Source organism: Kocuria salina (assembly GCF_013368965.1).
Taxonomy (GTDB): Bacteria; Actinomycetota; Actinomycetes; order Actinomycetales; family Micrococcaceae; genus Kocuria; species Kocuria rosea.
The window spans coordinates 120,250-133,400 of record NZ_SSSF01000006.1; the positions used below are offsets into that span (position 1 = coordinate 120,250).

A 13,151-nucleotide genomic window follows, 5' to 3' on the forward strand; every position below is an offset into this window, starting at 1 on the left:
GAACCGAGGAGTCCTTCCGTGACCGCCACTCCCGTGGCCCCCAAACGGGTCGCCGTCGTCATCAACCCCATCAAGGCCGACGCGGACGTCGCCCGCGACGCCGTGATCATCGGGTGCCGCAAGGGCGGGTTCCCCGACCCCGTGTTCTACGAGACCGCGGAGGACGACCCGGGCTCCTCGATGACCCGCGAGGCGCTCGAGCAGGGCGCCGACCTCGTCATCGCCGCCGGCGGCGACGGCACCGTCCGGGCCGTGGCGGAGGCGCTGGTCGGCCACGACACCCCGCTGGGCCTCATCCCGCTGGGCACCGGCAACCTCCTGGCCCGCAACCTGGGCGCCGACCTGGGCGATCCCCACCGCAACGTGGACATCGCGCTCTTCGGCGCGGAGCGGGCCATCGACATGGCCACGTTCCGCGTGGAGCTCGAGGACGGGACCGTGGGGGACCACGCGTTCTGCGTCATGGGCGGGGCGGGCTTCGACGCCCAGATCATGACGGACACCCGGGACGAGCTGAAGAAGCTGGTCGGCTGGGCGGCCTACGGGGAGGCCGGGGTCCGGCACCTGATCGCGCCCCCGCGGTGGGCCCGCTTCCGGATCGACGACGGCGAGTGGCAGAGCCGCCGCGTCCGCTCCGTGATGGCCGCCAACTGCGGGATCCTCACCGCGGGCCTGATCCTGGTGCCGCAGGCGAAGATCAACGACGGCCTGCTGGACCTCGTGGTGATGTCCCCGCGCAGCACGCTGGAGTGGGCGCTGATGGCCGCCAAGGTCGTGTTCCGGCAGCGGCGCGACCTGCCCGTGATCGAGTTCTTCGCCGCGAAGAAGGTGCGCGTGGAGTTCCACGAGCCCATCGAGTCCCAGATGGACGGGGACGGCACCGGGCTGATCAACGGGTTCGAGTCCGAGATCCTCCCGGGCGCGCTCTCCGTGCGGGTTCCGCCCTCCCAGGGCGACTGACCCGCACGGGCGCCCGGGCCCCGCGGGTCAGTCGGCGGGATCGGGCCGGCGGCTCAGGCCCGCCACGAACGCGGCCACGAGGGCGAGCACGGCCAGTCCCACGGCCACGAGCGGGCCCTGCCCGCGGTCCGTGACCGAGGCGACCGGCTCCGGGACGACCCGGGAGGCCGGCACGAGGTCGAGGGCGTCGGCGGTCCGGGGGTCCCCGACGACGGGGCTCGGGCCGATCTCGACGCGGACCACCTGACTCGGCTCGGGCGGCGCGGCCGCCGCGGCCGGCGGAGCGGCGAGCGCGCAGACCAGGAGGGCCGGGGCGGCGGCGAGGGCGAGGCGGCGGACGGCGGGAGCAGGCATGGTGGCACCTCCGGTCGGGCTCGGTCCCGACCCGGGGGGTCGATCGACACCGGCTGAAGATCGCGGGCACGGACGCGCCCGCACTCCCCATGGTGCATGTATTCGCAATTGCTAACAAGCGGGGGTGCGGTGCGCGTCCTCGCGTTACGCGCCGCCCGGCGCGCCCTGCACGGGCGGGGTCTCCGGGGCCCGGCGGTCGCGGCCCTGGAGGGCGGCGACCCAGGCGGCCGCCTCGCGGAAGGCGTCGTCGGAGTGGTGCGGGGCCACGGTCGCCACCTTGTGGTCGGCCCGCGGATAGGAGCCGAGGAAGCGCGTGCTGGGACAGACGCGGCGCAAACCCTCGACGGCGTCCGCCACCCGGGCGTCGAGGATGTGACCGTCGACGTCCACGCTGAAGAAGTACTCCCCGAGGAAGTTGCCCGTGGGCCGCGACTCGATCCGCGAGAGGTTGACCCCCCGGGTCGCGAACTGCTCGAGGATCTCCATGAGGGCCCCGGCGCGGTCCTCCCACAGGGGAATGACGAGCGTGGTGCGGTCCGCGCCCGTGCGCGGCGGCAGGGGCGCCCCGGGCCGGGCCACGAGCACGAACCGGGTGACAGCGGCCCTGTTGTCCCCGATGTCCTCCGCCAGCACCTCGAGCTCGGGGTGCTGCTCGACGACCACGGGCGAGCAGACCGCGGCGTCGAAGCCCGCCCGGGACGCCGGCCCCTCGCGCCCCGCCCCGCCGGGGAGCAGCGCGAGCGCCGCGGCGGCCGTGGAGGACGCCGGGACGTAGTCCACGCCCGGCAGCCGCTCGTCCATCCAGCCCCGCACCTGGGCCCAGGCGTGGGAGTGCGTGGAGACCGTGCGGACGTCGGCGAGCGCCGTGCCCGGCGGGGCCACGAGGACGAAGCTGATGGGCACCAGCGCCTCACGGACGATGCGCAGCTCGCTGCCGGTGGCCACCGCGTCGAGGGTCGCGGTCACGCCGCCCTCCACGGAGTTCTCGATGGGCACCATGGCGGCGTCGACCTCGCCGGAGCGGACGGCCGCGAGCGCCACGGGCACGGAGGACACGGGGAGGCGCTCCGCCTCACGGGCGCCCGCCACGCTCAGCAGCGCGGCCTCGGTGAAGGTGCCGGCGGGGCCCAGGTAGGCGTACCTCAACGGACGTTCGGGGTCTCGCCCGTCTCGGACACCATGGGCTTCTCGGCGTCCATCCACGCCCCCATGCCGCCCAGGACGTTGATGGGGTCGAAGCCGTACTGCTGGAGGTACGCCGTGGCCTTGAGGGACCGGCCGCCGGAGCGGCAGATCACGTACACGTCCTCGTCCACCGGCACCTCGCCGTAGCGCTCCGGGAGCTGCCGGAGCGGGATGTGCTGGGCACCGGCGATGTGCCCGGCCTCCCACTCCTCGTCCTCGCGCACGTCCAGGACGCGTGCGCCCTCGGGGATCTCCTCCACCGAGGCGCTCGGCAGGCTGTCCAGGTTGTCCATCGTCCGGGTCCTCTCGTCGGGAACGGGCTGTCCCGGACCAGCCTAGTCCGCGGGCGCGGGGGCCGGTGCGTCCACCCCGCGGGCGGACGGGGGCTTCCAGGCGGCACACAGGGACGAAACAATCCCTGTATAAATTGTGCCCTCGCCGCCGGGAGTGCCGTGCGGCGGGTACGACCAGGCACCTCGTCCGGGTGTCCTCGACAGAAGGAAGAACTCCCATGAGCACCAGCGAACCCCGCAGCGCGGGGCCCGACGCCCCGGACCGCGAGGACCACGGCTTCAAGAAGGTCCTCGGCCGCCTCGACGCCATCGCCCTCGGCTTCGGCGCGATGATCGGCTTCGGCTGGGTCATCCTCACCGGCGACTGGCTGGCCGAGGCCGGGACCATGGGCTCCGTGCTGGCCCTCGTCACCGGCGGGCTCATCATGGCCGTCGTCGGACTCGTCTACGGCGAGCTCGTCGCCGCCATGCCGTACGCGGGCGGGGAGCACAACTACCTCCTGCGCGGCATGGGCGCCCGGTGGGCCTTCGTCGGGTCCTGGGCCATCACCGGCGGCTACATCACCATCGTGGCCTTCGAGGCCGTGGCGGTCCCTCGCACCCTGCAGTACATCTTCCCGGGCCTGAGCCAGATCCCGCTGTGGACGGTGGCCGGCTTCGAGGTGAACCTGACCTGGGCGCTGGTGGGGTCGCTGACCGCCGTCATCATCACCGCGATCAACATCCGCGGCGTGAAGCACGCCTCCATGGTGCAGATCTTCGTGATCCTCTTCCTGCTGATCGTGGGACTCATGATGATCTTCGGGGCGTTCACCCGCGGCTCGGTCGACACCATGGAGCCGTTCTTCACGAGCGGCACGGCCGGCTTCTTCCTCGTGCTCGTCACCGTCCCGTTCCTGTTCGTCGGCTTCGACGTCATCCCCCAGGTCTCCGAGGAGATGCACCTGCCGGCCAAGCAGCTGGGCGGGACCATCATCGTCTCCGTGCTGCTCGCCGCGGCCTGGTACGTCATGGTCGTGCTCACCACGTCCTCGGCGATGTCCGGCGCGGACATCGCCGGCGCGGACATCGCGGTCGCGGACGCCATGGGAGCCATGTTCTCCAGCACGGCCGTGGCCAACCTGCTCATCGCCGGCGGCCTCGCCGGCATCCTGACGTCCTGGAACTCGCTCCTCATGGGGGCGTCCCGCCTGCTCTGGGCGCTCGGCAACTCCCGGATGGTGCCGCAGTGGTTCGGCCGCCTCCACCCGAAGTACGGCACCCCGGCCAACGCCCTGCTCTTCGTGGGCGCCCTCTCCTTCGTGGCCCCGTTCTTCGGCGCCGAGATGCTGGGCTGGCTCGTGGACTCCGGCTCCCCGTCCATCGTGATCGCCTACGCCCTGGTCTCCGTGGTCTTCGTGATCCTGCGCCGGACCGAGCCCGGCATGGAACGCCCCTTCCGGATCGGCGGCCACGGCCACGGCGGAACGGCGATCGGCGTCCTCTCGGTCGTGCTGTGCCTCGCCCTGATCAGCCTGTACCTGCCCGGGATGCCCGCCTTCCTCAGCGCGCCCGCCTGGACCATCTTCGGGCTGTGGTGGCTGCTCGGGCTCGTGTTCCTGCTGCGCATCCCCACCGGGATCCGGCCGGGCGCCGACGCCGAGCACCGGCTCGTCGCCGAGGTCGAGCGCCGCAGGCAGCGGAGCTGAGACGGCCGCCGCGCCGGGAAGGACAGCGAGGACTGCGGAAGAGGAGGACTGCCCATGGTCACGGTCGCCCAGGTGCTCGGCCTGCCCGGGCTCGGGCTGGAGCCCGTCGTCGAGGCGGCCACCGACCTGCCGGTGAGCTGGGTGGTGACCAGCGAGCTCGCCGACCCCACCCCGTACCTCGAGGGCGGAGAGGTCCTCCTGCTGACGGGCCTCCACACCTCTGCCCGGGCGCACTCCTGGACGGAGTACGTCCGCCGGCTCACGGACCGGGGCGTGGTGGCGCTGGGCCTGGGCGTGGGCGGACGGCTGTCCTACCTCCGCGTGCCCGACGCGCTCGCCGCGGCGTGCCGGGACGCCGGGCTGACCCTGTTCCGGGTGCCCGAGCGCACCCCCTTCCTGGGCATCATCCGCGCCGCGGCCGAGATGCGCGCGGCGGAGGCGCGCACCGCCCTCGAGACGATGCTCTCCGAGCAGCGGCGCCTGACCCGGGCCGCGGTGGGGCGGAACGGCCCGGCCCGGGTGGTGCGCACGCTGGTGTCGGTGCTCGGCGGCGGGTGGGCCGGCGTCTGCGCGGCGGACGCCCGGATCGTGGAGCGCTCCGGCCCCGGGCTGCCCGAGCTGCCCGCGGGCCGGACGCTCCCCGAGCTCCTCGACCGGCTGCGGCCGGCCGGGCTGCGCGGGTCCCTGAGCGAGTCCGGCCCGGCCGGCGCGGTGGTCGTCCACCCCCTCGGGGTGGACGGCGCCCCCCAGAGCTACCTCGTGGTGGTCCTGCCCGGCCCGGTCGACCCCGTCCGGACCGGCGTCATCGCCACCGCCGTGGCCCTGCTCTCGCTGCACGCGGAGCGCGCGGCGGAGCAGGCGCTGTTCCGCCGCCGGGTCCGCGCGGGGGCCCTCGCCCTCCTGCTCAACGGCGAGGTGCGCTCGGCGGACGCCCTGCTGGGGGTGGCGGACGACACGACGTGGTCGACGGCGCCCCGGGTGCGGGTGGCCCGCCTGCGCGGCGGCGCCGAGGAGCTGCGGGACGGCGTGCGGCGCCTCGAGGCGCAAGCCGCCCACGGCGCGAGACCGGTGCTCGTCGGGGCGCCGGCCACGGAGCCCGGCGGCGAGCAGACCGTCGCGGTGCTGCTGGAGGACCTCCCGGAGCGGCTCGCCGAGGTGCGTGCCGCCGCCGAGGCCTCCGGGCTGCGGGCCGGCATCGGCGGCCCGGCGGCCGTGCACGAGACGGACGCGAGCGACCGGGAGGCCCGCGAGGCGCTGGAGCGCACCACGGACCGCCAGCGCGTCGGCACGTGGGACGACCTCGTGGCGGGCGGCGTCGCCGGGCTCCTCCCGCCCGAGACCGCCCGGGCCTGGGCGCGGCAGCTGCTGGGCCCCCTCGACGGGGCCGGGCGGCTGTCCCTGCTGCGCACGTTCCTCGCCCACAACGGCAACCGGAGCGGGACGGCCGAGGCCCTGGGGATCCACCGCAACACCCTGCAGCAGCGGCTGCAGGAAATCGAGGAGGCGCTCGGCCGGTCCGTGGACGACCCGCAGCTGCGCGCGGAGCTGTGGATCGCCCTGCGGCTGTCCGACCGGCCCGACCGGTCGACGTCGTAGCCCGCCGTCGTTCCTCTGTGCACTGTGCACGACGACGTCACGAAGATTCAGCATCCTGCTGGGTCGCCCCGGCGCTAGCCTGGAGCAGTCGGGGGACCGTGGCGGCCCCTCGGCGCCGGCTCCGCCCCGGCTCGGCGTCACCCGGTGACGACGTCCCCGCGGGGGAGCCCGTCCGGAGTCCTACGATGGACGGGCGGGCCCAGTGCTGTCGCCCGCCCGTCCGACGAACCCCCTGACGCAGCGCAGCGCCACCGGTGCCCGGTGGCCCGGCGCGCGTCGAGAAGAGAGGCTGATACATGAGCACCACGGACAAGGCCCCCGCGGCCACCGGCATGAAGGACCGCATCGAGGCGGTCCTCGCCAAGACCCCCACGGGACTGCTGATCAACGGTCAGTGGCGCGACGCCTCGGACGGGGGGACCTTCGAGGTGGAGAACCCGGCCACCGGCGAGGTCATCGCGACCATGGCCTCGGCCACCCGCGAGGACTCCCAGGCCGCGATGGACGCCGCCGCCGACGCCCAGGAGTCCTGGGCCCGCACCCCCGCCCGGGAGCGCTCGGAGATCCTGCGGCGCGCGTTCGACCTCGTGCAGGAGCGCGCCGAGGACCTCGCGCTGCTGATGACCCTGGAGATGGGCAAGCCGCTGGCCGAGGCCGCCGGGGAGGTCAAGTACGGCGGGGAGTTCCTGCGCTGGTTCGCCGAGGAGGCCGTGCGCGACTACGGCCGCTACCTCGACACCCCCGAGGGCAACCTGCGCATGCTGGTCACGCACAAGCCCGTGGGCCCGTGCCTGCTGATCACCCCGTGGAACTTCCCGCTGGCGATGGCCACCCGCAAGGTCGCCCCGGCCGTGGCCGCCGGCTGCACCATGGTGCTCAAGCCCGCCCGGCTGACCCCGCTCACCTCCCAGTACTTCGCCCAGCTCATGCTGGACGCGGGCCTGCCGGCCGGGGTGCTCAACGTCGTCTCCTCCAAGTCCGCCGCGGCGGTCTCCGAGCCGATCATGGCCGACCCGCGCCTGCGCAAGGTCTCCTTCACCGGCTCCACCCCGGTGGGCAAGCAGCTGATGAAGCTGGCCACGGACAACGTGCTGCGCACCTCCATGGAGCTCGGCGGCAACGGGCCGCTGATCGTCTTCGAGGACGCCGACATCGACAAGGCCGTGGCCGGCGCCATGGCCGCGAAGATGCGCAACATGGGCGAGGCCTGCACGGCCGCCAACCGGCTGCTGGTGCACGAGTCGGTCGTGGACGAGTTCGTCGAGAAGATGGCCGCGAAGATGGCCGCGCTCACCGTGGGCAACGGCGTGGACGACGGCGTGAGCGTGGGCCCGATGGTCGAGGCCAAGGCCCGGGACTCCGTCGAGGAGTTCGTCACCGACGCCGTCGAGCGCGGGGCGAAGGTCGTCGTCGGCGGGGCGCGCGTGGACGGGCCCGGCTACTTCTTCCAGCCCACCCTGCTGCGCGACGTCCCCGTCGACGCCCGCGCGGTGACCGAGGAGATCTTCGGCCCCGTGGCCCCGGTCGTCACCTTCAAGGACGAGGACGAGGCCGTGGCCCTGGCGAACTCCACCGAGTACGGCCTGGCCTCCTACGTGTTCACCGAGAACATCTCCCGCGGCCTGCGCATCGGCGACCGCATCGAGTTCGGCCTCATGGGCCTCAACGTCGGGGTGATCTCCAACGCGGCCGCCCCGTTCGGCGGCGTCAAGCAGTCCGGCCTGGGCCGCGAGGGCGGGGCCGAGGGCCTCCACGAGTACACCACCACCCAGTACATCGGCGTGGAGAACCCCTGGGCCAACGTCCCGAACCCCGGCACCGGCACCCCCGCCTGAGGTCCTGACCCGCGTTCCCGCACCGGGACGGCGGTCGTCGCAGGCAGCTGCGGCGGCCGCCGTCCCGTGCCGGGGCACTCCCGCCCGGCGCCCCCGACCGTTCCGTCCCGTCCCCACCGTCCCGTCCCCACCGTCCCGTCCCCACCGAAAGGAGATCTCGTCGTGACCGAGATCCAGTACCGGCTCGAGCAGGTCCGTCGCCTCGACGGCGCCCTCCCGGGCCCCAAGTCCCGCGAGCTGTCCGAGCGGCGCGCCGCGACCGTCGCCTCCGGAGTCGCCTCCTCCGTGCCCGCCTACGCCGCGGACGTGGACGGCGGGATCGTGCTCGACGTCGACGGCAACCAGCTCGTCGACCTCGGGTCCGGCATCGCCGTGACCAGCGTGGGCGCCTCCGCCCCCGCCGTGGTCGCCAAGGTGCAGGAGGCCGTGGCGCACTTCACCCACACCTGCTTCATGGTCACCCCGTACGAAGGCTACGTGGCCGTCGCGGAGAAGCTCGCCGAGCTCTCCCCCGGCGACCACCAGAAGAAGGCGGCGCTGTTCAACTCGGGCTCCGAGGCCGTCGAGAACGCCGTGAAGATCTCCCGCGTGCACACCGGCCGCCAGGCCGTGGTCGTGTTCGACCACGCCTACCACGGGCGCACGAACATGACCCTCGCGATGACCGCCAAGGTGATGCCCTACAAGCAGGGCTTCGGCCCGTTCGCCGGCGAGGTCTACCGCGTGCCCGTGTCCTACCCGTTCCGGGACCCGGAGGGCATGACCGGCGCCGAGGCCGCCCGCCGCGCGCTGCTCCAGGTGGAGAAGCAGGTCGGCGCCGAGAACGTGGCCGCCGTCGTGATCGAGCCCATCCAGGGCGAGGGCGGGTTCATCGTGCCGGCCGACGGCTTCCTGCCCGCGCTGTCCGAGTGGTGCACCGACAACGGCGCCGTGTTCGTCGTCGACGAGGTCCAGTCCGGCATCGCGCGCACCGGCGAGTGGTTCGCCGTGGACCACGAGGGCGTCGTCCCCGACCTGATCACCGTGGCCAAGGGCGTGGCCGGCGGCATGCCGCTGTCCGGCGTGGTCGGCCGCGCCGAGATCATGGACTCCGTCCACGCGGGCGGCCTCGGCGGCACCTACGGCGGCAACCCCGTGGCCTGCGCCGCCGCCCTCGGCGCGCTGCAGACCATCGAGGAGTGGGACCTCGTGGCCCGCGCCCGCCGGATCGAGGAGATCATCCGCGAGGAGCTGGCCCCGGTGGCCGAGGAGACCGGCACCGTGGGCGAGATCCGCGGCCGCGGGGCCATGATGGCCCTGGAGTTCGTCCGGCCCGGCGGCACGGAGCCCGACGCCGACGCCGCCAAGGCGATCGCCGCGGAGTGCCTCGCGCAGGGCGTCATCATCCTGACCTGCGGGACCTTCGGCAACATCGTGCGCCTGCTGCCCCCGCTCGTCATCGGTGAGGAGCTGCTGCGCGACGGCCTGCAGGTGCTCGCCCAGGCCGTCCGCAACGCGGCGGCCTAGGCCAGCTCGAGGAGTCTCGTTCAGCATCCCCCTCACGCCGAGGGGTCTCGTTCGCACGGTCAGTCAGTCACATTCCGTCCGGACGGGCCCCCTCGGCGCGGCGGGCGGCCGGTCGCGACCCCTCGCCCCGCGCACCCCGGCTCGGCCCCGTCACCGGCGGTGCGCGACCCCCATGGCCTCCCACACCAGGGCGACCGCCACCGGCACCCGGCCCCGCGTCGTCGTCGTGTGCCGGTGCAGGTCGTGAGCGCAGATCCGGAGCTCCCGCCACCCCGCCGACTCCGTGGCCCGCAACCGCCTGATGTCCAGCACTCGCTGCTCCGCCCGGTCGTGGTGGCCGCCCTCGTACTGCAGGCTGAGCCGGTGGCTCTCCAGGGCGAGGTCGGGCTGCGCCAGCAGCGTCCCGTCGGGCCCCAGCAGGGGATGGTCGAGCACCAGGCCCCGGATCCCGTGGTCCTCGAGCAGCAGCCGCAGCCGTGTCTCGCCGGGCGAGTCCGACCCCACCCGCATCCGCTCGACCGCGGCGCGGGCCGTGCGGATGCCACGCCGCCCGGCGTGCGCCCGCACCCCGGTCTCGAGCTCGTCCGGCCGGCACACCGCGGCCACGGCCCGGCGGATCCCGTGGCGGTGGGCGTCGACCAGTCCGTCGGCGAGCACCACTGCCTCCGTCACCGTGAGCTCGGCGCAGACGTCAAGGAACGTGCGCACCGGTGACGTGACGGCCACCCCGTGGACGCGGACCACCTCGTGCGGACCGAGGCGTCCCCTCCGGCAGACGACGCCGGGCCGCCTCAGGGCCCTCGAGTCGTCGGCGCGCGTGAGCCACAGCTCCGAGGACCGCTGCCAGGGGTCAGGAACCCGCATCCGGTGGAGCAGCGCCGCGGAGCGGTGGCTGATCACCGTCCCCGGATACCGGCGGGTCAGTGCCCGTGCCGCTTCCAGCAGCGGAGCGGGACAGCCGGCGGGGACCCGCACTCCCCTGCCGACGGGGCTGGTGAGGTCGGCGTCCCGGAGCCGGTGCTCCGCGACGCCCAGGGCGAGGGCCTCCCGACGTGAGAAGCCGATGCCACGGAGTTCGGGCGGCAGGGGTGCGGGGTGTCTCATGCCGGGAGCATGACCGCCGGGGACGGGCGGAGGAGGGCGCGAGCACACGGAGTGGCGCAGTCCTGCTCTCCCGGACCGTCATCGTGCCCCGGTGGAGTGCGATTGCGCCGCCCGGCATTCTGCGGCCCCTCCAGGGCGAGGGGGCGGGTTCTGCACGTCGCCATCACCGACGGGTCGCTGCCGGACCCTCCGCGGCGCTGTTTCCCACCGAACGCGACCCCTCGCGCCCCCGGGAGCGCCGAACGCGACCCCTCGCGCACGGCGGGAGGTCAGCCGGAGCAGCGCTCCTGCAGGCCTCTGACCTCCTGGACCACGCTGATGAAGGAGCGCTCGCCCTGCCGGAAGCCGGCGACGGCCTCACGGACCGAGGTGAGCTGCCCGGACAGCTCGTCCGGGGCGGTGGCCGCGAGCTCGTCGACCTCGGTGAACAGCCCGGCGGGATCGTCCCGCAGCTGCTGCGGCGCGGTGCGCACGGTCTCGAGCACGCGGGCGCACGTCTCCTGGACGGTGGCCGGCGAGGCTCCGCCGGAGGCCGTGGGGGCGCTCGCGGCGGCGGACGCCGTCGAGTCCGGACCGCTGCCGGCCGCGCCGTCCCCCTCGGCGGAGGACGAGCAGCCGGCGAGGGCCAGGAGCAGGACGGACGCCGTCGCCGCGCGGATCGCCGCGGGACGGGGCGCACAGGCGGTGGGCACGGGGGACTCCTGCGGGTCGGGGAAGATCGGGAACCGGGGCGCGCGGGCACGTCCGGACAGCCGCCAGCCTACTAGCCTGGGCTCAGCGCCCTGCGGAGCCCCGGGGGGACCGCGCGACCGTCGGACAGGAGCCTGCCGTGACCTCGATCGGGGACCTCAGCGCCGTGCAGCTGCGGGACGCGCTCGCGCGCGGCGAGCTGGGCGCGGTGGAGACCGCCGAGCACTTCCTGGCCCGGATCGAGGCGCGCAATCCGGCGCTGGGGGCGTTCGTCCACGTCGCTGCGGACCTCGCCCTCGACCGGGCGCGCGCGCTCGACGCCCTGCCCGCCGGGGCCGCCCGCGGAGCGCTGCACGGCGTGCCGCTCGCGGTGAAGGACCTGCACGACGTCGCCGGGATGCCCACCACCTACGGTTCCGCCGCCGTGACCGGGCGGCGCGGCGGCGCGCCCGTGGCGGAGGACGACGACGACCTCGCGGCCCTGCTCGGCGCGTCCGGGGCGGTGTGCCTGGGCAAGACCCAGGTGCCCGAGTTCGGCCTCAACTGCTACTCCGAGAACCTCGTGGCCCCGCCCGCCCGGAACCCGCACGACACGTCCACGGGGGCCGGCGGCTCCTCGGGCGGCCAGGCGGCGGCCGTGGCGGCGGGTCTGCTCCCGGTGGCGCCGGGCTCCGACGGCGGAGGGTCGGTGCGCATCCCGGCGGCGGTGTGCGGGCTGGTCGGGCTCAAGCCCAACCGCGGCCGGGTGCCCACCGCGGACGCGCAGTCGGACGCCGCCCAGCTCGTGGTGAACGGGCCTCTCGCCCGCACGGCCGAGGACGCGGCGCTGCTGCTCGACGTCCTGTGCGCCCCCGCGCCCGGCCCGGCGCACGGCAACGTGGTGCGGCGGGCGGTCCGTGCCGCCCCGCAGGGGTCCTTCCTGGACGGTGTGCGCGCGGCCCGGCGGGGCGACCTCCCGTGGGGGGACCGGCCGCTGCGGATCGGGGTGAGCACCGCCTCCCCGTTCGACGCCGTCCAGGACATCGAGGTCTCCCCGGAGGCCCGCGCCGCTCTCGACGCGGGCGTCGCCCTGCTGCGGGCCGCCGGGCACGAGGTCGAGGAGGCCGAGCTGTCCTACGACCCCGAGTACCCGGGGGCCTTCTTCGACGTGTGGACCACCTCGATGGGCACCGCCCCGCTGGACGACGAGCAGGCGGGGAGGCTCACCGGCCTCGCGGGGGCCTTCCGCGCCCGCGCCCTGCGCCGGTCGGCGGTCGAGCTGGCGCAGGCCGTGGGCGTCCTGCGCCGGATCGAGCAGGACGTGGTCCGGGCCTACGGCGCCTGGGACGTGGTCCTGACGCCCGCGCTCGCCATGACACCGCGGCCGCTGGGCTGGTACTGGGAGGGCTACGACCTCGCGGACCCCGCGGGCGCGGACCAGGACTACCGGCGCCAGTGCGCGTACACGCCGTGGACCTCGGTCGTGAACGTCGTGGGCCTGCCCGCCGTGACCGTCCCGACGCTGTGGACCCGCGCGGCGGGCGACGACGACGGGCCGGTCGTGCCCATGGGCGTCCAGCTCATCGGCCGCCCGAGCGCGGAGGCGCAGCTGCTCGCCGTCGTCGCCCAGCTCGAGGACCAGGGCCGCCCCGGCCCCCGCGCCACCGCCTAGGAGTGGCCCAGGGCCTCCTCCTCCGAGTCGGGGTCGTCCGGATCGGTGGCCGCCTGGGGATCCTCCTCCGGCTCGAAGCCGGTCGCGTTCTCGTCGGTGGTCAGCCCGACGCCCTGCTCGTTGTCCGGGACGGTGCCCTCCGGGCCCTTGCCCGAGCCCTCGGTCGTCCCGCCGGGTGCGTCGCTCATGGTGTCCCTGCCTCCTCGTTCGGTCCTGCCCTGTCTGGTGCCCTCATCCTGTCCCACCGGCCGCGATTCCTCCACCCCCGCGCGGGCCTCCCGCGCGGCAC

At 74.7% G+C, this 13,151-nt stretch carries 12 protein-coding genes; 6 read left to right on the forward strand and 6 right to left on the reverse strand.

Features of this window, described 5'->3' with window-relative positions:
* The first annotated feature begins 18 nt into the window (after positions 1-18).
* Entirely contained in the window at positions 19-960 is a 942-nt protein-coding gene (locus tag E7Z53_RS12925) for a diacylglycerol/lipid kinase family protein (protein ID WP_035925994.1), read from the forward strand.
* A gap of 27 nt (positions 961-987) precedes the next feature.
* On the opposite strand, the gene E7Z53_RS12930 is transcribed toward E7Z53_RS12925, so the two are convergent.
* The 3 genes from E7Z53_RS12930 to E7Z53_RS12940 all read right to left on the reverse strand — a co-directional run bounded on the left by E7Z53_RS12930 (position 988) and on the right by E7Z53_RS12940 (position 2,792).
* Positions 988-1,314 (reverse strand): hypothetical protein, encoded by a 327-nt coding sequence (locus tag E7Z53_RS12930; protein ID WP_144836452.1) that lies wholly within the window; start codon positions 1,312-1,314, stop codon positions 988-990.
* 144 nt (positions 1,315-1,458) lie between these two features.
* Positions 1,459-2,460: a prephenate dehydratase gene (gene pheA, locus E7Z53_RS12935; protein WP_176337927.1), complete on the reverse strand. Its 1,002-nt coding sequence runs from the start codon at positions 2,458-2,460 to the stop codon at positions 1,459-1,461.
* Complete coding sequence (locus tag E7Z53_RS12940; protein ID WP_017832057.1) at positions 2,457-2,792, reverse strand: rhodanese-like domain-containing protein; 336 nt, start codon at positions 2,790-2,792, stop codon at positions 2,457-2,459. The genes pheA and E7Z53_RS12940 overlap by 4 nt, the downstream gene beginning before the upstream one ends.
* Positions 2,793-3,010: 218 nt before the next feature.
* Here E7Z53_RS12940 and E7Z53_RS12945 point away from each other — a divergent pair, with 218 nt between their 5' ends.
* The 4 genes from E7Z53_RS12945 (at position 3,011) to gabT (ending at position 9,417) form a co-directional block, all read left to right on the forward strand.
* The gene (locus E7Z53_RS12945) at positions 3,011-4,480 is read left to right on the forward strand and encodes an APC family permease (RefSeq protein WP_176337928.1); all 1,470 of its coding nucleotides are present in this window, start codon (positions 3,011-3,013) and stop codon (positions 4,478-4,480) included.
* 54 nt (positions 4,481-4,534) lie between these two features.
* A complete protein-coding gene (locus E7Z53_RS12950; RefSeq protein ID WP_176337929.1) occupies positions 4,535-6,076 on the forward strand; it encodes a PucR family transcriptional regulator in 1,542 nt (513 codons plus the stop codon).
* 296 nt (positions 6,077-6,372) lie between these two features.
* Positions 6,373-7,911, forward strand: a complete 1,539-nt coding sequence (locus tag E7Z53_RS12955) for an NAD-dependent succinate-semialdehyde dehydrogenase (RefSeq protein WP_017832060.1) — start codon at positions 6,373-6,375, stop codon at positions 7,909-7,911.
* A gap of 162 nt (positions 7,912-8,073) precedes the next feature.
* On the forward strand, positions 8,074-9,417 hold the full coding sequence (gene gabT / locus E7Z53_RS12960; protein ID WP_109222231.1) for a 4-aminobutyrate--2-oxoglutarate transaminase: 1,344 nt from the start codon (positions 8,074-8,076) through the stop codon (positions 9,415-9,417).
* Between the two features lie 150 nt (positions 9,418-9,567).
* Here the strand turns inward: gabT and E7Z53_RS12965 are convergent, their stop codons facing one another.
* A complete protein-coding gene (locus E7Z53_RS12965) occupies positions 9,568-10,521 on the reverse strand; it encodes a hypothetical protein (protein WP_176337930.1) in 954 nt (317 codons plus the stop codon).
* A 269-nt stretch (positions 10,522-10,790) separates the two neighbouring features.
* Positions 10,791-11,213, reverse strand: a complete 423-nt coding sequence (locus E7Z53_RS12970; protein WP_017832063.1) for a hypothetical protein — start codon at positions 11,211-11,213, stop codon at positions 10,791-10,793.
* A gap of 137 nt (positions 11,214-11,350) precedes the next feature.
* On the opposite strand from E7Z53_RS12970, the gene E7Z53_RS12975 reads away from it, so the two are divergent.
* Complete coding sequence (locus tag E7Z53_RS12975) at positions 11,351-12,862, forward strand: amidase (protein ID WP_176337931.1); 1,512 nt, start codon at positions 11,351-11,353, stop codon at positions 12,860-12,862.
* Here E7Z53_RS12975 and E7Z53_RS12980 read toward each other — a convergent pair.
* The gene (locus E7Z53_RS12980) at positions 12,859-13,050 is read right to left on the reverse strand and encodes a hypothetical protein (RefSeq protein WP_017832065.1); all 192 of its coding nucleotides are present in this window, start codon (positions 13,048-13,050) and stop codon (positions 12,859-12,861) included. The genes E7Z53_RS12975 and E7Z53_RS12980 overlap by 4 nt on opposite strands.
* Between the last annotated feature and the right edge of the window lie 101 nt (positions 13,051-13,151).